The sequence below is a fragment of the Aeromonas sp. 30P genome (genome assembly GCF_051919805.1).
Taxonomy (GTDB): Bacteria; Pseudomonadota; Gammaproteobacteria; order Enterobacterales; family Aeromonadaceae; genus Aeromonas; species Aeromonas veronii.
The window spans coordinates 4,278,803-4,297,484 of record NZ_JBQBEA010000001.1; the positions used below are offsets into that span (position 1 = coordinate 4,278,803).

Annotated in this window: 10 protein-coding genes and 1 pseudogene; 4 read left to right on the plus strand and 7 right to left on the minus strand. The window is 61.9% G+C overall.

Annotated elements, in window-relative coordinates:
- The first annotated feature begins 72 nt into the window (after positions 1-72).
- Positions 73-561 carry a YbaK/EbsC family protein gene (locus ACTG2B_RS20230; protein ID WP_005336108.1) on the plus strand — a complete coding sequence of 163 codons (489 nt, stop codon included), beginning with the start codon at positions 73-75 and terminating at the stop codon, positions 559-561.
- Here the strand turns inward: ACTG2B_RS20230 and mdtD are convergent.
- Entirely contained in the window at positions 533-1,948 is a 1,416-nt protein-coding gene (gene mdtD, locus ACTG2B_RS20235) for a multidrug transporter subunit MdtD (RefSeq protein WP_368176171.1), read from the minus strand. The two genes, ACTG2B_RS20230 and mdtD, sit on opposite strands and share 29 nt — an antisense overlap.
- A gap of 11 nt (positions 1,949-1,959) precedes the next feature.
- Complete coding sequence (locus ACTG2B_RS20240) at positions 1,960-2,568, minus strand: TetR/AcrR family transcriptional regulator (RefSeq protein WP_005355070.1); 609 nt, start codon at positions 2,566-2,568, stop codon at positions 1,960-1,962.
- 90 nt (positions 2,569-2,658) lie between these two features.
- Here ACTG2B_RS20240 and ACTG2B_RS20245 point away from each other — a divergent pair, with 90 nt between their 5' ends.
- On the plus strand, positions 2,659-3,759 hold the full coding sequence (locus ACTG2B_RS20245) for an efflux RND transporter periplasmic adaptor subunit (RefSeq protein ID WP_439996737.1): 1,101 nt from the start codon (positions 2,659-2,661) through the stop codon (positions 3,757-3,759).
- Positions 3,756-6,863, plus strand: coding sequence for an efflux RND transporter permease subunit (locus tag ACTG2B_RS20250; protein ID WP_439996738.1), 3,108 nt, complete (start codon positions 3,756-3,758; stop codon positions 6,861-6,863). Before ACTG2B_RS20245 ends, ACTG2B_RS20250 begins: the two co-directional genes overlap by 4 nt.
- Here the strand turns inward: ACTG2B_RS20250 and ACTG2B_RS20255 are convergent.
- The 5 genes and pseudogenes from ACTG2B_RS20255 to ACTG2B_RS20275 all read right to left on the minus strand — a co-directional run bounded on the left by ACTG2B_RS20255 (position 6,848) and on the right by ACTG2B_RS20275 (position 16,496).
- Positions 6,848-7,975 (minus strand): CobW family GTP-binding protein, encoded by a 1,128-nt coding sequence (locus tag ACTG2B_RS20255; protein ID WP_439996739.1) that lies wholly within the window; start codon positions 7,973-7,975, stop codon positions 6,848-6,850. The two genes, ACTG2B_RS20250 and ACTG2B_RS20255, sit on opposite strands and share 16 nt — an antisense overlap.
- A gap of 9 nt (positions 7,976-7,984) precedes the next feature.
- Positions 7,985-9,379 (minus strand): D-arabinono-1,4-lactone oxidase, encoded by a 1,395-nt coding sequence (locus tag ACTG2B_RS20260; protein WP_439996740.1) that lies wholly within the window; start codon positions 9,377-9,379, stop codon positions 7,985-7,987.
- A 162-nt stretch (positions 9,380-9,541) separates the two neighbouring features.
- Positions 9,542-11,128: an EAL domain-containing protein gene (locus ACTG2B_RS20265; RefSeq protein ID WP_439996741.1), complete on the minus strand. Its 1,587-nt coding sequence runs from the start codon at positions 11,126-11,128 to the stop codon at positions 9,542-9,544.
- Between the two features lie 280 nt (positions 11,129-11,408).
- Positions 11,409-14,006, minus strand: a complete 2,598-nt coding sequence (gene acnB, locus ACTG2B_RS20270) for a bifunctional aconitate hydratase 2/2-methylisocitrate dehydratase (protein ID WP_064339268.1) — start codon at positions 14,004-14,006, stop codon at positions 11,409-11,411.
- 229 nt (positions 14,007-14,235) lie between these two features.
- Positions 14,236-16,496: pseudogene (locus tag ACTG2B_RS20275) on the minus strand (patatin-like phospholipase family protein).
- Between the two features lie 234 nt (positions 16,497-16,730).
- Between ACTG2B_RS20275 and ACTG2B_RS20280 the strand changes: the two are divergent.
- Positions 16,731-18,641, plus strand: a complete 1,911-nt coding sequence (locus tag ACTG2B_RS20280; RefSeq protein ID WP_439996742.1) for a methyl-accepting chemotaxis protein — start codon at positions 16,731-16,733, stop codon at positions 18,639-18,641.
- The last annotated feature ends 41 nt before the right edge of the window (positions 18,642-18,682 follow it).

The window sequence follows — 18,682 nt, forward strand, 5'->3', positions numbered from 1 at the left end:
CACGGATAAGAAAGTGTCATTGGGCCTGACCCTGCGAGGCTGGCAGGATAGCGCCCACTACAGGAGAACCCCATGCCACTCGATACTATTCACCATTTCAACTGCCAACTGCTGGCAGAACTGCCCCACCAGCGCTATGAGCATGAACCCATCCTCGACTACGCCACCGATGAAAAGGTCAAGGCCCGCCTCGGCTGGCAGGCGGAATTCAGCAAGACCCTGTTTCTCAAGTTCAAGGATGGCCGCTTCGCCCTGCTGCTGACCCACAGGGACGGACGGCTCGACAACAAGGCGGTCAAGGCTGCGCTCGGTGCCAAGCCCTCCATCTGCACCGCCGAAGAGATGCAGGCGGAGATTGGCTGCCTGCCGGGGGCGGTCTGCCCCTTCCTGCCCCGCGCCGATATTCCGCTACTGGTGGATCCGCAACTGCTCAACCACACCGCCTTCACCTGGACTCCGGGCCACCCGGAGCAGACCTTTCTGCTGGCGACCGAGCATCTGGCCGAGGTACTGGCGCAGCTCCCCTGCGAGGTCAGCTATCTGCCCGCCCCGACGGCGTAGCCCCATCGCGCGCCAGCTGGGCGAAGATCAGCGCCGCCAGCATGGAGAGCAACCCGACACAGAGGTAGGTAAGGTGGAACCCGGCCAGCCACTGACCCTCGGCCACTAAGGTGCCCGCTGAGGTGCCCGCCGAGAAGAGCCCGAGCAGGCTGGCAGCAATCGCCACCCCCAAACTCATGGAGAGCTGCATCACCACCGAGAGCAGGCCGTTGCCACTGCTGGCCAGGGTCGGGCTGAGATCTTGCAGCGTGAGAGTGTTCATGGCGGAGAACTGCAGCGAGTTGATGGCGCCGAAGATCGCCAGCCAGCCCAGCAAGACCCCGTAGGGAAGCTGGTTGTCGATAAAGTAGAAGCTGGCGATCATCGCCCCCAGCAACAGGGTGTTGCCGATCAGAATGCGGCGATAGCCCACCTTCGGAATAAGCTTGTTCACCAGCGTCTTGGTCAGCATGGCGCCAATCACGGTGGGGATCATGGTCATCCCCGCCTTGCTCGGGGAGAAACCGAGCCCCAGCTGCAGAAACAGCGGGGTGAGGAAAGGCATGGCGCCGCTGCCGAGGCGGGCAAACAGGTTGCCCCAGATGCCGATGGCAAAGGTGGTGGTCTTGAACAGGTTCAGGCTAAAGAGCGGCTGCGGTGCATTGGCGGCATAGAGCCAGTAGCTCGCCATCGCCGCCAAGCCGAAGATCAGCGCAAACAGCGCCCAACCGGTGGAGATGCTGTGCTCCCCCAGCCCCTGCAAGCCCACCGACACCAGCACCATGCCGACGCTGAACATCACAAAGCCCTGCCAGTCGAACCGGGCGGTCTGCTGCCGCAGCTCCGGCATAAAGTGCCAACTGGCGATAAAGCCGAGCAACCCCACCGGCAGGTTGATGAGAAATACCCAGTGCCAGCTCGCCACTTCCACCAGCCAGCCACCAAGCGCCGGCCCCATCAACGGGCCGAGCAGCCCCGGGATGGTGACAAACGACATCACCCGCAGCAGCTCGTGCTTGTCATAGACCCGCAGCACCGCCAACCGTCCTACCGGCATCAGCAGCGCACCGCCAATCCCCTGAAGTACCCGGGCGGCCACCAGCATGGAGAGCGAATTGGAGGCGGCGCAGGCGAGCGAGCCGAGGGTAAAGAGCGAGATGGCAGCCAAATAGATGCGGCGGGTGCCGAATCTGTCAGCCAGCCAGCCGGAGGCCGGGATCAGCAACGCCACCGTCAACATGTAGGCGATGATCACCGACTGCATCTGCAGCGGGCTCTCTCCCAAGGTCTCGGCCATGCTGGGCAGGGCGGTGTTGAGAATGGTGCCATCCAGCGCCTGCATAAAGAAACCGACCGCCGCCAGCAGGGGCAGCCACTTGCGCTGGGCATCTGTCACTGTGTGGCTCATTGCCACCTCCATTATTTTTGCGGGGGAGCGGCGGCGGTCAGGAAGAGATCGACACAACTCAGGGTCCAGGCATCCTGCTCGGCAGCGCTTTGGGTCAACGGCAGACCCAGCTCACGGAGCATCCGCTCCTTGCCCTGCCACATCAGCAACAGCTGCAAGGCGGCCTGTTCGCTGTCTTGATGGCACAGCAGGCCTTGCTGCTTTTGCTGCTCCAGCCAGTTGGACAGCATCTCGGTCACATAGAGCGGGCCCGCCTCGAAAAAAAGGGTGGCCAGCTGGGCATCGTTGCAGCTGATGCAGGTGCGAAAGATATTGATGGCATCATCGCTCAGGATCAACTTGCGAAAGCTGCGACCAAAGGCAATCAGGCTCTCCCGCACATTGTTGCCACGCAACAATACCTCCGGCATCAGCTCACTGCTGACGCACTTGCTGCCCACCGCTTCGGCAAATAGCGACTCCTTGTTGGCAAAATGGCTGTAGACCGTCTGCTTGGAGACGCCCGCTTCACTGGCCACCATGTCCATGCTGACCAGATGCAGACCGTGCTGACAGAAGAGCCGCCCGGCAGCATCGAGGATCGCAGCCCGCTTCTGCTGACTACGGGGTGAAATGTTCATTTTTCCTCCACAATCAAACTGGACAGTCTAGTTTCGAAAAACTAGACTCACCGGTGTGATTTGATGTTATGTCAACCAGAGGATGATGTCATGACACTTTGCTTAATCCTGCTGGCACTGTTACTGAGTGGCTGCAGCCCGGTCACAGAGTCAGAAGAAACACCCGCCCTGACCCGGGTGATCGCCCAGCCGCTGCAAGCCAGCGATCACTACCCGGTGCTGCACCGCTTCAATGGCCGGGTGATCGCCCCTGAGCACAGCCAGATAGGTTTCGAGCTGGCAGGGCGGATCGCCACCCTGCACAAGGGACGCGGAGAGCCGGTCACGGCTGGCGAACTGCTCGCCACACTGGATACCCGGCTGCTGGCAGTGGAAGCCAAAGAGCTGGCCGCCCGGGCTGCCCAGAACGAGGCCGAGCTGACCCTTGCCCGGCAGACGCTCGACCGGCTCACCGCCTTGCGCCAGCAGCAGTTCAGCTCCCGTCAGGCGCTGGATGAACAACAAGGCAAAGTCCGCATGCTGGAGGCAAGCGCCAACCAGCTGGCCGCCGCCCTCGAAGCCAACCGGGTCAAACAGGAGAAATCACAGCTGCGCGCCCCCTTCAACGGGATTGTGGTCAGCCGCGAGCAGGCATTGGGGGCCGTGGTGGCCGCAGGCCAGCCTCTCTTCTCCCTGACCCGCAGCGGCCAGTGGGAGGCCGATATCGGCGTGCCGGTGAAACAGGCCGAGACCCTGAGCGTCGGCCAACACTACCCCCTGCAAAGCGGTGCGCAATCACTGGAGGGGCGCCTGCTTAATCTGGGGGTACAAGTGGACGGGCAGACCCACACCCGCACCGCCCGCTTCCAGCTGACCCGGGGCGGCGAACAGCTGGCAGAGGGGCAACTGATCACCCTGTTGCATCAGACCCGCGAGCCCACCCGTGCTTACGAGGTGCCGCTCACCGCGCTGACCCAGGGATTGCGCGGCAGCTGGACCCTCTATCTGCTCAATGACGAAACGCCACCCCGAGTGGTCAGTCGGGACGTCACCCTGCTGCAGCAAGATGGCGAACGAGCCTGGATAAGTGGTGCCCTGAACGGACAAGAACAGCTGGTGACCGATGGCCTGCATAAACTGGTGCCGGGCCAGCAGGTCACCCTGACAACTCACGTTGAGCATCAAGCAGCGCATCCGGAGCCACAGTCATGATCCGCCCGTTTATCGAGAATGGCCGCCTGCTGCTGTTGACGGTCGCGCTGCTGCTGACGGCCGCCCTTGCGGCATTGCAGACCCTGCCCAGAACCGAAGATCCCCAGCTCACCAGCCGCTTTGCCAGCGTGGTTACCCACTTCCCCGGGGCCAGCGCCGAGCGGGTGGAAGCGCTGGTAAGCGAGCCCATCGAGAACCGGCTGCGGGCCCAGAGCGAGATCAAGCTGATCGAGTCGAGCTCTCGCCCCGGTCTCTCCATCATCAATCTGGAGCTCAAGGATGAGGTCAGCGATGTCGAGCCCGTCTGGTCCAGAGTCCGTGACCGGCTGGCAGATCTTGCCGCCGGACTGCCAGCCGGCGCCAGTGCCCCCAAGCTGGATGACGAGAAGGGCTACCCCTTCACCCGGCTGGTCAATGTGGTCTGGCGCGGGCCGGGCCAGCCGCAGCTGGATCGCCTCGCTCGCTACAGCGCCGAGCTGGAACGCCGGGCTCGCCAGCTGCCGGGCACCGAATACGTCGAGCGGGTCGGGGCACCGCAGGAGGAGATCGAGGTACGGTTCGATCCCCTCGCCCTCAGTGCCAGCGGCATGAGTGGCGAACAGCTTGCCCAGGCGCTGAGCGGTGCCGATGCCAAAGTAGCCGCCGGGGAGTTGCAGGGCAGCCACAATCGCTTTCAGGTGGAGATCCGCGGCGCCCTCGATACCCTGGAGCGGATCCGCCAGATCCCGCTGCGCACCGGCGAGCAGGGCCAGACCCTGCGCCTTGGCGATCTGGCCGAGGTACGGCGTACCCTGCACCAGCCGGAGAGCCAGCTGGCCTTTGCCAATGGTGAACGGGCCGTGGTGGTCGGCCTGCGCATGGCACAGGATCACCGCATCGACCTCTGGTCGGCACGGGTCGATACCATGCTGGCCCAGCTGCAACAGGACTTGCCGGATAATATCGGCCTCGTCACCAGCTTCGATCAGCAGCGTTATACCGATCAGCGGCTCGACACCCTGCTCATCAACATTGTGCAGGGCTTCCTCATCATAGTGGCCGTGCTGCTGGTGACCTTGGGGGTCAAGGCTGCCATTATCGTGGCCCTGTCGCTGCCACTTACCGTGGCGTTCTCATTCGCCTGCATGAACCTGATCAATCTGCCCATTCACCAGATGTCGGTCACCGGTCTGGTGGTGGCGCTCGGGATCATGGTGGACAACGCCATCGTCATGGCGGATCGGGTGCAGTATCAGCGCCGCCACGGCATGGCCATGAGTGCCGCCGCACTGGAAGCCATCGGCCACCTCTGGCTGCCACTGCTGGGTTCCACCCTCACCACCATGCTCGCCTTTATGCCGATCATTCTGATGCCGGGTCCGGCGGGCGAGTTTGTCGGCGGTATCGCCTGGGCGGTGATCTGCTCGCTGCTGGGATCCTACCTCATCGCCCACACCCTGGTGGCTGGCCTCGCCGCCCGCTGGATTGGCAGTGACCAGGGGGGACGCTGGTATCAGGATGGCTTGCACCTGCCCCGGGTGAGTGCCCGTTTCCAGCAGAGCATCGCCATGGCGCTGGCTCACCCCTGGCGAACCCTGCTGCTGGTCAGTCTGCTGCCCCTGCTCGGTTTCTGGGTGGCGGGCCGCCTCACCGAACAGTTCTTTCCCCCTGCCGACCGGGACATGATCCACATCGAGGCCAGCCTATCCCCACAGGCGAGCCTGGCGCGCACCCGCGAGCTGGCACTGGGGATCTCCGCGGAGTTGGCCAGCCTCCCCGAGCTGGTTCGCCAGGATTGGGTGGTGGGCGACAACGCACCCAGCTTCTACTACAACCTGGTGCCCAGAAAACAGGGGCGGGCCGATTACGCCCAGGGGATGATCACTCTGCAGGATGCCGATGCCGCCGAGCGGCTCATTCCACAACTGCAGCAGCGGCTCGATGCAACATTTCCCGAAGCGCAGATCCTGGTGCGCAAGCTGGAACAGGGGCCGCCCTTCAATGCCCCGGTCGAGCTGCGGCTGTTTGGCCCCGATCTTGAACAACTACATCGTTTGGGAGAGGAGCTTCGCAGTCTGCTCGCCAATACCCCGGCCGTGGTGCAGACCCGCGCCACCTTGCAGGCCGGGGCACCCAAACTCTGGTTGCAGGTCGATGAGGAGGCCGCCCGACTGGCAGGCATGAGCCTGACCGATGTTGCCTCCCGGCTGGCGGGTGCACTGGATGGCAGGTTGGGCGGCACTGTGCTGGAAGGCACCGAGTCAATTCCGGTTCGGGTGCGACTGGCCGAGCCCTTGCGTCAGGATCCGGATGCGCTGCTCAATGTGCCGCTGTCGCTCACCGGCACTGGCCAGCAAGGGGTAGCCAATCTCACCTTGCGGGCACTGGCCACTCCCGAGCTGCTGCCAAGCTGGGGGGAGATCAGCCGTCGGGATGGTGAGCGGGTCAATGTGCTGGAGGCCTATCTGGCGGTCGGCGTACTGCCGCAAACCGTGCTGGAGCAGGTCAAAGAGCGGCTGGCCGCCAAGGCGCTGGCGTTGCCGCCGGGCTATCGACTGGAGTTTGGCGGGGAAGCCGCCAAGCGGGATGAATCGGTGGGCAATCTGATGGCTCACGTCAGCCTGGTCGCAGTGCTGCTGGTGGCCGTGCTGGTGCTCAGCTTCAACTCGTTCCGGCTGGCAGGCATCGTCACCCTGGTGGCGATCCAGTCGGCGGGGCTCGGCCTGCTGTGGGTCTGGCTGCTGGGGTACCCCTTCGGGTTTACGGTGATCATCGCCCTGCTGGGACTGATGGGGCTGGCCATCAACGCCGCCATCGTCATTCTGGCCGAGCTGAAGGCAGACCCGCTGGCACAACAGGGCAATCTGCCGCAGATCCGTGACCTGGTGGCCGGTTGCAGCCGCCACATCGTCTCGACCACCATCACCACGGTGGGCGGCTTCATCCCGCTATTGCTGGGGGGCGGCGGCTTCTGGCCCCCCTTTGCCATCGCCATCGCCGGTGGCACAGCGCTGGCGACCCTGCTCTCGTTCTACTTTGTGCCGGTGGCGTTTGTGCTGTTCAACCGTCGCCGTCCTGACCCGATGCAGGAGAGCCGCAACGCGCAAGATCAGTTGTCGGGCTGACCCAGCATGGCTTTGAGCCGCTCTTCCAGAGTGGGCTCGGGGGCCTTGAGGGTCGCCATAAAGAGCTGCTCGATACCGGCCTTGTCCTGACTTTTCACGATAAACACCAGTCGGGACTGGGCCTTGCCCTCCGGCCAGTCGCCCAGCGCCTGCAGCGGATAGAGCTGGCCGTGGACACCGTGGATCACCACCGGCTGGCTCTCCCCTTCCAGCTGCAATATCCCCTTGAGCCGCAACAGAGCATCGCCATACTGCGCCTGCACCGCATCGATGGCGGCCAACAGGCGAGAGGGCTTGAGCGGCTCACCGATACGCAAAGAGAAACTCTCGATGTTGCCGTGCTCGAAATGGGTGGGCGCCGCCGTGCCCACCTTGGCGGCGAACGGCTGCATCTTCGGTTGCATCGGCGAGGCCAGCCCCTGCTTGGGGGATTCGGTGCGCAGCCAGGCCAGCAGCTGGCGCACATCGCGCCCGGCCGCTTCGTTGTAGGCGCCGAGCTTCTCCAGCACCGCTGGCGACAGTTCGCCATTGGTCACCTGCTGGATAGGGGCCGCCGGGTTGAGGGCCGCCAGCTGGGCTTCGACCCTGGCCAGCTGTTCGCTATCAACCAAATCCCCCTTGCTCACCACCAGCAGATCCGCCAGCGCCACCTGCTTTACCGCCTCATACTGGGCTGCCAGCTGCTGCTCGATATGACCAGCATCCACCACGGTGACTGTGCCATCGAAGCGGTAGCGCTGGGCGATAAAGCCCTCTTCGCGCAGGGTAAATAGCACGGGAGCAGGATCCGCCAGACCTGTGGTCTCGATAATCAGCCGCTTGAACGGTTTGATCTTGCGCTGGATCGCCTTCATAAAGAGCCCCTGCAGCGCCTCCACCAGAGAGCCCTGTACCGAGCAGCAGATGCAGCCGGAGTCGAGCAGCATCACCTGCTCGTCTACCTGCTGCACCAGATGGTGATCCAGCCCTACCGAGCCGAACTCGTTGATCAGCACGGCGCACTCGCCGAGCTCCGGCTGCTTGACCCAGTGGTTGAGCAAGGTGGTCTTGCCGCTGCCGAGAAAGCCGGTCAGCAGGGTCACGGGAATACGGGTGTCTTGCATATCGATCATGTCAGATCCTTACCGGTTGGCAAACAGGTCGCTGAGCCAGCGGTTTTCAAAACGGCCATGGGGATCGAGCTCGGCTTTTAACGCTACGAAGTCGTTCCAGCGCGGCAGCAGGGCCGGGAAGTCGTAGAGATCCATCGCCAGATGTTTGCCGAAATGGGGAATGCCGCCGAGCGGTACCAGCAGTTGCTGCAGCTCGCGCATCTGCTCCATGGAGCCGTTGACGAAGGTACCATCCGCCGCCAGATAGACCAGGAACCCGATCCAGCAGACCGGCTGGCCATGGGCGGCGCTGAGCCAAGCCTCGGACGCCCCTGTGCAGCGCAGGATAAAGGGGTAGTGCAGCACACCCGGATTGGCCTGCTGCCACGCTTGCAGAGTCTCCAGCGCCTCGTTCATGCGATGCAGCGGCACCGCCACCTCGCAGTTGATCTGGGGCGCAGGGATCCCCTTGCAGAGAATTTGGTAGACGTTGCCCACCAAATCGGAGGCATCCTTGAAACGGCGCACCGTCTCGAAGTGCTCACCGGCCAACGCCTCATCCTTGGTGTCTTTCGCCATCTTCTGCAGGGTGGCATCTATGGTGGCATTCATGCGGGCGTCGATATCGCCATCCAGCAGCAGCGGCTCGCTGCCACCGGCGCGGTAGCGGGCCACCTCGTCATCGGAGGCGGGATCCACCAACCAGATGTGACTCTCGCCGGTCCAGGCAAACCACCAGCTCTTCACAAAGCCGTGCTCGCGGTTGAGCCGCTCGTTGTGTTCCAGCAGGAAGGAGTAATCGGTGGTGAACTTGGTGCAGCGCATGATGCGGTTGGGCACGGTGCGCAGAGTGACGTCGAGCAGGATGCCGAGCATCCCCATTCCCATCACGAAGGCGCCGAAGCGCGGGTCACTGCGATCGACCCGGATAATATCGCCGCTGGCCAGCATCACCGTCATGGCCTCCACCGCATCGCAGAGGGCAGACTGGTGCAGCCCCTGACCGTGGGTGCCGGTGCTGAGGGCGCCGCCCAAGGTCTGGATACCGATAACGCCGGGGGATGCGGGCAGCATCCGCTCCATGGCGATCAGCTCGGCATAGACGGTATCGAGCGGCGTCCCCGCCTGATAGGTCACGGTATCGGCGGTTTTCGCCAGCTGGCCGCGCAGGTGGTGCAAGTCCACCAGCAGCGCCTGACTGCCCTCGGCATAGACGCTGTGGATGGGTTCAAAAGAGAGGCCGGAGCCGATAAGGCGTAACTTGCGCTCGGGGTGTTCCCGCAGCAGCGCTTGCAGCTCGTCGCGGGTTTTCGGGCGCCACACCTGATCCAGCGCCCCGAGGGGATTGGTTCTCGACCAGTTGAACAGCACCTCCCGATTACCGATCGCCTTGATGCTGTGAAATGCCTGGAACTGAACCGTCATACCGCGCCTCATCTTTTACTGACGTCAAAATGAGCGCCGATTCTACCGAAAAGCGAGCCACAAGGCATGGAAAACAAGCCCCTGCACTCGAGGGGGGATAGGGAGATAGCACTTCCCTACCCTGCCAGACAGGAGCGTGTCCGCCCGTCAGTCACCGATAGATCAGGTGGCGTTCGGGATGCCTCGTACCCCATCTGGCTGCCGGGTCTGTGCCTCTTCCGGCAGCAGCTCCTCGCAGAACTGGCGCAGCGGCATGGGGCGGGCAAACAGATACCCCTGCAGATAGTCGACCCCCTTGGCCCTGAGGTAGTCAGCCTGACGCTCGCTCTCCACCCCTTCCGCCACCAGCGCCAGACCGAGCCGGGTCGCCAGATCGATCACGTTATCCACGATATGCTCCGAGAGCGACTCGGTACCGATGCGGGCGATAAAGGATTTGTCGATCTTGAGGTAATCCACATGAAACTGCTGCAGGTAAGCCAGGCTGGAGTGGCCGGTGCCAAAATCGTCGATGGCGAGTTTGACCCCCATCTCGTCCAGCTGGCGGAACAGGGAGAGGGTCTGGGGATCTGACATCAGCAGCTCCCGCTCGGTCAGTTCCAGCACCAGTACCACCTTGCCGGGAACAAAGTGACCGAGGAAGGCGCGACACTCGGCCAGCAGGGCAAAATCGTGGCAATGGGCGGCGCTGATGTTGAAGCTGATATGAAACCCATCGGGCAACTGCTCCTGAGAGCGGTTCAACCGTGTCGCCACCTGCTTCATGATATGGGTGGTCATGGGGACGATCAGTCCCGACTCCTCCGCTTGCGGAATAAAGAGATCGGGCCGGATCACCCCTTCATTGACATGCTCCCAGCGCATCAGCACCTCGGCGCCCATCATCTTGCCGTCGTGGCTGGCAATCAGCGGCTGCAAGTAGGGAACAAACTCCCTGGCTCGCAGGGCTCGTCGCAACTCATCTGTTGGCGAGCCGGGGCGCCCCAGCACCCACCACACCAACCAGGCCAGCAAAAGCGAGGAAACCGCCAGCCACGACAGCGCCACGTGCCGCGCGGCCCACAGCGACTTCCAGTAGACCGGCATGGCATAACCGGCATGGATGGTGAAAGGATAATGGGATGAGGTGAGGGCCTGGCTGATCCCGCGATGGAGGGTGGGCACCTCGCTCAGATAGCGGCCAGACTCATTGAGCCAGGCCGACCCCACCTGCAGATACAGCGCACTGGATTTTCCGCTCATGGAGAGCATGAAGCTGAGCTGGGTACTGTCGATGGCACTCAAGGCGGCATCCTTGCCCTGTTCGGTGCGCACCACCAGCAGAGGGTGATTTTGCCGCACCCGGTTGCCACTCATCAGCAACAGCTTGCGGCCGGTGTAAATGGAGCCGTCATCGGCATCATTGGCCTCACCAAACAGCGAGGTGCAATTGATGATGCCGTTTCGCACCAGATTGACCGAACGCAGGAAGGGCTCGATGGCGACCTTCTTGCGCAGCACCAGCAGGTTGTCGCGACAGGGAGCATTCACCAGAGGCAGCACGGAGCGGTTGGCCTGCTCCGCATGATCCAGCATCGACTCCATCAGGGTTCTGGCCTTGTGGGCCGAGGCGCTGGATTCCGCTTTCAGCTCCTGCACATAATTGCTGTGGATGAGCCAAGCTCCCACCAGCAGCGGCAGGGTAAAGACCAGCAAGGCACCGCCGAAGCGTAACCCGGTTCGGGAGAGATCGATCCTGAACAGAAACATAAAGAACCACGCCGCAATTCGTCAGGCCTGCCAACGCAAGCACCCAGTGAACAGATATCCACTTTCCCTCGATAACGATGCCTCATCATTACCGCACATAACCGAACAACATAACCCAAAGCGTTTATAAAACGAACCACCAAACAGGTGGTTGGATCTCTCTAGCAAGGATCGTGCAAACAATCTTCAAAAAAGACGGTGAATAACACACAAATAAATAATGCCGCGTAAATACGCGGCATTATTGGCTTCTTATCGCGCAAATCGCGCAAGAACTCCGTTAAACGGCTTGCTGCAGGATCACCGCATCGGCCTTCTTGGTGTAAGAGGCGATCTCGTTGAAGTTGAGGTAGCGGTAAGTATCTGCCGCAGTGGCATCGAGCGCCTTGGCGTACTGCAGGTACTCCGCCACGGTCGGGATCTTGCCGAGGATGGCGGCAACGGCGGCCAGCTCAGCAGAGGCCAGATAGACGTTGGCACCTTTACCCAAACGGTTCGGGAAGTTACGGGTTGAGGTGGAGACCACGGAGGCCCCTTCCGCTACCCGCGCCTGGTTACCCATGCACAGGGAGCAGCCAGGGATCTCGATGCGGGCACCGACGCGACCAAAGATGCCGTAGTAGCCCTCTTCGGTCAGCTGATCCTTGTCCATCTTGGTGGGCGGCGCGATCCACATGCGGGTAGGCAGCTCGCCCTGATACTTCTCGAGCAGTTTGCCGGCGGCACGGAAGTGACCGATGTTGGTCATGCACGAACCGATGAACACCTCGTCGATCTTGTCGCCAGCCACGTCGCTCAGCAGACGGGCATCATCCGGATCGTTCGGCGCACAGAGGATCGGCTCCTTGATGGTGGCCAGATCGATCTCGATGATTTCGGCGTACTCGGCATCCTTGTCCGCTTCCATCAGGGTCGGGTTGGCCAGCCACTCTTCCATCCCCTTGATGCGACGGGTGATGGTACGTACGTCGCCGTAGCCTTCGGAGAGCATCCATTTCAGCATCACGATGTTGGACTTCAGATACTCGATGATCGGCTCTTTATCCAGCTTGATGGTGCAACCGGCAGCGGAACGCTCGGCGCTGGCGTCCGCCAGCTCGAAGGCTTGCTCCACTTTCAGGGTCGGCAGACCTTCGATCTCGAGGATGCGGCCGGAGAAGATGTTCTTCTTGCCCGCTTTCTCGACGGTCAGCAACCCCTTCTGGATGGCGGCGTAGGGGATGGCATGGACCAGATCACGCAGGGTGATGCCCGGTTGCAGCTCGCCCTTGAAGCGCACCAGCACGGACTCCGGCATGTCCAGCGGCATCACGCCAGTGGCGGCGGCGAAGGCCACCAGACCGGAGCCCGCCGGGAAGGAGATGCCGATGGGGAAACGGGTGTGGGAGTCACCACCGGTACCCACGGTATCCGGCAGCAGCATGCGGTTCAGCCAGGAGTGGATGACGCCGTCACCCGGACGCAAGCTCACACCACCGCGGTTCATGATGAAGTCCGGCAGGGTGTGGTGGGTCTGTACGTCGATGGGCTTCGGATAGGCCGCGGTGTGGCAGAAGGACTGCATGGTCAGATCGGCGGAGAAGCCGAGACAGGCCAGATCTTTGAGCTCGTCGCGGGTCATCGGGCCCGTGGTGTCCTGAGAGCCGACCGTGGTCATCTTGGGCTCGCAGTAAGTGCCCGGGCGAATGCCCTTCACGCCGCACGCCTTGCCCACCATCTTCTGGGCCAGGGTGAAGCCTTTACCGGTATCGGCCACCGGCTGCGGGCGACGGAATACGGTGGAGAACGGCAGACCCAGCGCTTCGCGGGCCTTGTCGGTCAGGCCGCGACCGATGATCAGCGGAATACGGCCACCAGCGCGCACTTCGTCGATCAGCACGTCGGTTTTCAGTTCAAACTGCGCCAGCACCTGCTCGGTGCCGTGCTTGCAGATCTTGCCGGCAAACGGGTAGATGTCGATGACGTCACCCATTTCCAGCTTGGAGACGTCCACTTCGATGGGCAGAGCGCCGGCATCTTCCATGGTGTTGAAGAAGATCGGGGCAATCTTGCCACCCAGACAGACACCGCCAGCGCGCTTATTCGGCACGAACGGAATGTCGTCGCCCATAAACCAGAGCACCGAGTTGGTGGCGGATTTACGGGAAGAACCGGTACCGACCACGTCACCCACATAGGCCAGCGGGAAGCCTTTCTCTTTCAGGGCATCGATGGTCTTGATGGGGCCGACGGCGCCATCCTTGTCCGGGGTAATGCCGGGACGGGCGTTTTTCAGCATCGCCAGCGCGTGCAGCGGAATGTCCGGGCGGGACCAGGCGTCCGGTGCCGGAGAGAGGTCGTCGGTGTTGGTTTCGCCGGTCACCTTGAACACGGTGACAGTGATCTTCTCGGCCAGCTCCGGGCGGGAGAGGAACCACTCGGCATCAGCCCAGGACTGCATCACCTGTTTGGCGTGGACATTGCCCGCCTTAGCCTTCTCTTCCACGTCGTGGAAGGAGTCAAACATCAGCAGGGTGTGGGAGAGCCCCTTGGCGGCAAGCGGCGCCAGAGTGGCATGATCCAGCAGGTCGATCAGCGGTTGAATGTTGTAACCACCCTGCATAGTGCCCAGCAGCTCGACAGCTTCGGCGGCAGTCAGGATGGGAGAGTGGGCTTCGCCCTTGGCGACGGCGGTGAGGAAACCGGCTTTGACATAGGCCGCTTCATCAACACCGGGGGGAATACGGGAGGACAACAGCTCTTTCAGAAAGTCTTCTTCGCCAGCGGGCGGGTTCTTGAGCAGCTCAACCAGGGCGGCGACCTGCTCTGCATCCAGAGGTTTGGCAACCACGCCCTCGGCGGCACGTTCTGCGACGTGTTTACGGTATGTTTCAAGCACGACTAATTCCTCTTTGGTCTTTTTTTGGGGTTCGCCCACGCTCGCGGCGATCGTCCTTGCGGGACACCCCGTAGGGTGCTCCCCACTATATAAGTTTTAACGACTAATTAAAATCCAAACCCTGTTTACTTATTCACCACAAAATCGTAACCAATTAAACAGACTGGTATTTTTTGAAAATTAATTGAACGCCATCAACCAGAGTTAACAAATTGGCATCATTTCAGCATTATTCGAACGTACTGCCCAATTGCAGATAGAAGACGTCATTGCCCCCCTCCGCCATGCCGTAGCCGAGGAACACGGGGCCGAGGAAGCTCTCCACCCCGACATAAAGCGAACCGGCGGTGAAGGAGCTCTCCAGACTGATATCCTCACCCTTGTTCCAGACCCCGCCCTGCTCCAGAGATCCACCCAGATAGAGCGGCATCTTGAGGGCACCAAAGTCATTGTCTGCCACCCGATAGATGTAACGCAGGCCACCAAACAGGCTGTAGCGACCGCTCAGCTGGTAGCGCTGGAAACCGGAGAGGCGGAACAGCCCGCCCAGATCCTGAATATGCAGTGGCACCACCTCTTCACTGCCCGAGCCACCCCCTTCGAGGATCAGGTTGAGGCTGTGCCTGTCCCATGACCAGGGCTTGATCATCGAGAGCTGATAATTCCAGCCTTCACTGCGGCCATCTGCCGACTCGAGTCCATCCACACTGACGTGGGAGTGGCCCAGTTTCATGTCCCATTTCATCCCCTGATAGGGGAAATAGAGGCTATCCAGATTGTCGTGTTCAAAGCGGACATAGGGGCCCCACGCCGTGGCATCCATCTCCAGCCCCTTGAAGTTCTTCACATCAATCGTGCCCAGTTGTCCCTCCAGCCCCATCGACAACCGGCTCCAGGGCTGGCGGTTCCAGCCCACCGCCAGATCACCGCTGAAGAAGGAGTATTCGGAGTCGAGATAGCTTATCGAAACCATCTCGGGATCCGGATTGGGGAAAAACAGGCGGCGCAGGGTCTGGTCATAGGCCAGACTCGCCTCACCATAGAAGGTCTGGGAGGGTTCGAGCGGGGTATAGAAGTCGGTCTTGATATGTTTGGCCGTACCCAGCGACGCCTCGGTCAGCCACTCGGCACCCCACTCGTTGACGTTGGTGAGGGTATAGGACATGCCGACGTTGTAGTTGGAGGTGTTCTCGAAGTCATCGGTGAAACCGAACTGGAAGTTGAGGTAGCCCGGCCCCCAGTTCTTCTCGCTGGCATCCACCAGCAGCACGTTCTCACCATCACGCTCCTCCACCTCGTAGGTGATGCGATCAAACGACTCAAGGGCATAGAGGCGGCGAATGCCCGCTTCCAGACTCTCGTTGGTCTGCACCTTGTCAGGCCGCACTTTCAGCATGGCGCGCACCGTCTCGTCGGAGAGGCGCGACTTGTTGATGATCTCCACCTTGTCGATGAAGTAGGCGGGCTGACCGCTACGCTCGGCACGGCGGCTCAGCTTCTGGTTGCGATAGGCGTTGTACTGCGCCTTGGTGAGCGACAGTTTATCGAGTTGCAGCGACACCTTATCAGCCGCCGTCTCACCGATCTTGATCCCCTCCGGCATCCGGGCAAAGTCGGCGATCCCCATATCGCCAAACTCGGGGGCGATCAGTATATCCCTGGGCCCCATCAGCGCCTTCTGCTTGTCGGTGCCCACCTGGGTCATGTAGGTGGTGAGCTGGTCGATCATCGCCAACCCTGACTTGAGGGACTCCCGGGTACGCAGCTTGGCACCGATATCCACCGCGATCACCACATCGGCCCCCATCGCCTTGGCGACATCCACCGGCATGTTGTTGACGCTGCCGCCGTCCGCCAGGATGTGCCCCTCCCACTCCACCGGCTTGAGGGCGCCGGGAATGGACATTGAGGCCTGCATCGCCTTGGCAAGGCTGCCGTGATCCAGCACAAAGGGGGTGACCGTCTCCATGTCGGTCGCCATGGCGCGGTAGGGAATGGGGAGATCATCGAAGCTCTCCTGCACCGGCAGGTTGAGGTGGCCCCCCGCAGCAGGCTGGCCATGGATTGGCCTTGGAAGAAACCGTCCGGCAGCTGGGTGGTGTCGCCATTCACCCCTATGTCGGTGCGCAGTTGGTACTGCTCGTTCTGCTGCTTTTTGCGCAACGACAGCTCGTCGCGGCCAACCTTGTCCTGATACCCCTTGTTCCAGTCGATGGCCAAGGTGGTGCGCTCCACCTCCTCGGCACTGAGCCCCATGGCATACATCCCCGCCACATAAGAGCCCATGCTGGTGCCGACTATGATGTCGACCGGAATCCGTTTCTGCTCCAGCACCTTGAGGATGCCGATATGGGCCGACCCCTTGGCGCCGCCGCCGCTGAGCACCACCGCAATTTTCGGGCGATCCCCCTGTGCCGCCACAGCCAGCAGCGGGCAGGCCGCCAGCATCACCAAAAGCAGACGGGTCCATCCCGCACCTAAGCTGCGCATCATATTTTCCATATTATTCAGAGGGTCAGTCACCAAGGATGGCCTCTACTATAAGGGGCCCGGCAGTTAGCGCAACCGTCAATCCGCATCCCGCCTGTGCTGCATGGCGAAGGGGCACGCCGCCGCCCCTGTGAGCGCAAACGTAATCCGCAAATAAAGGGCTGCAAGCCTCATGGGTAGCGCCGCGCTGCCGCTAATATGAGCGTCGTCAATCTCAACCTTTTGAGCACCTTTATGCTGGCAACCCTCACTCTTAAACAGAAAATACTGGCCACGGTCACCCTGGCCGTGGTCGTCTCCTGCCTGCTGGTAGGCTACTTCAGCCAACGCTCGGCCCAGCAACTGATCGAAAACCGGATGTTCGAGCAGGAGCTCCCCAACCTGACCCAGCGGATCAGCAAGGAGATTGAACAGGATCTCCACGGCATCGCCCAGGCCGCCCGCCAACTGGCCACCGACCGCTTCATCCTCGACTGGGTGGATCGGGGCATGCCCAAAGAGCAGGAGCCGATCCTCATCAACCAGCTCAAGGATGTGGCCAACCAGTATGGTCTGGTGACCGCCTCCTTCGCCGATCGCCAGAGTGCAGCCTACTACAACCAGGATGGCTTTCTGCGCAACCTGACCCCCACGCAAGACGCCTGGTTCTATGACTACACCAAGAGCCAGAAGGAGATGACCCTCAGCATCTTCCGCGAGAGCAACGGCGAGGTGAAGCTGTTCGTCAACTTCCAGCAGCTCAACGGGCGCGGGCTGGCCGGCTTTGCCAAATCCCTCGACACCATGGTGACCATGGTCTCCAACTTCCGGCTGGAAGAGAGCGGCATCGTCTTTATGGTCGATGGCAGCGGCAAGGTGAAGCTGCACCCCGAGGCCAACCGCATCGAGCGTGACACGCTTGGCAACATTGCCAGCGGAGATACCGGCAGCCTGCTGGCCAAACGCCCCTTTGCCGTCATCAACGCCGAAGTCAATGGCGAGCCCATGGTACTGGCCAGCAGCTATATCCCGCTGCTCGACTGGTATCTGGTGGCCCAGGTGCCAGAAGCCGAGATCTATGCCGAGCTGGATCAGACCCGCAACGAGATCCTGATGATCTCGCTGGTGATTGCGCTGGCCATGGGGCTGATGGGGATGCTGCTGGCAGGCTCGGTCAGCCGCCCGCTCAACGAACTGGCCCGCCTGTTCAAGGAGCTGGGCAGCGGCGATGGGGATCTTACCCAGCGCCTGAAAGTGGAAGGACGCGACGAGCTGAGTCAGGTCGCCACCGGCTTCAACAACTTCGTCGCCAAGATCCACGGCTCCATCGAGCAGGTGGCAGAGAACTCCCGCCAGCTCGCGGCCACCGCCAACGAGGTGGCCAACAAGGCGCAGCTGACCCAGCACAACTGTACTGCCCAGCGTGACCGTACTGTGCAGGTGGCCACCGCCATCCACGAAATGGGGGCCACGGTGAGCGAGATCGCCGGTAACTCTTCTCTGGCAGCCGAAGTAGCCAGACAGGCCAACGATCAGGCCGATGCAGGGGCAGTAGTGGTAGCGCAGGCGCGCCACGGCATCGTCGACCTCTCCGGCGAGATTGAGCAGGTGGCAGGGGTTATCGAATCGCTGGCGAGCCAGACCGACTCCATCGGCAGCATCCTCGAAACCATCCGCAGCATCTCGGAGCAGACCAACCTGCTGGCATTGAACGCTGCTATCGAGGCCGCTCGCGCCGGTGAACAGGGTCGCGGTTTCGCCGTGGTGGCAGATGAAGTGCGTAACCTCGCCAACCGCTCCGCCGCCTCGACCGCCGAGATCCAGGGGATGATCAACCGCTTGCAGGAGCAGAGTGCCCGCGCCGTCAGCGCCATGGCGCAGGGGCGCAACCAGAGTCTGGAGGTGGTGAGCCAGGCCGATGAGGCCAACGCCGCCCTCGGCCAGATCACCGCCCACATCACCCAGATCAACGACATGAATATCCAGGTCGCCACCGCCACCGAGGAGCAGTCGAGCGTGGTCGGTGAGATCAACCGCAACGTGGAAGATATCAACCAGCTCACCATGGAGACCGCCGATATAGCCCACCAGCTGACCGAGTCCAGCCGCAGCCTGCAGCAGCTCTCCGGTCAGCTGGACAAGCTGGTTGGCAACTTCCGGCTCTGACCCCGACCTTGGTTGACCTAAGCCATCAACAACAGAGAGCG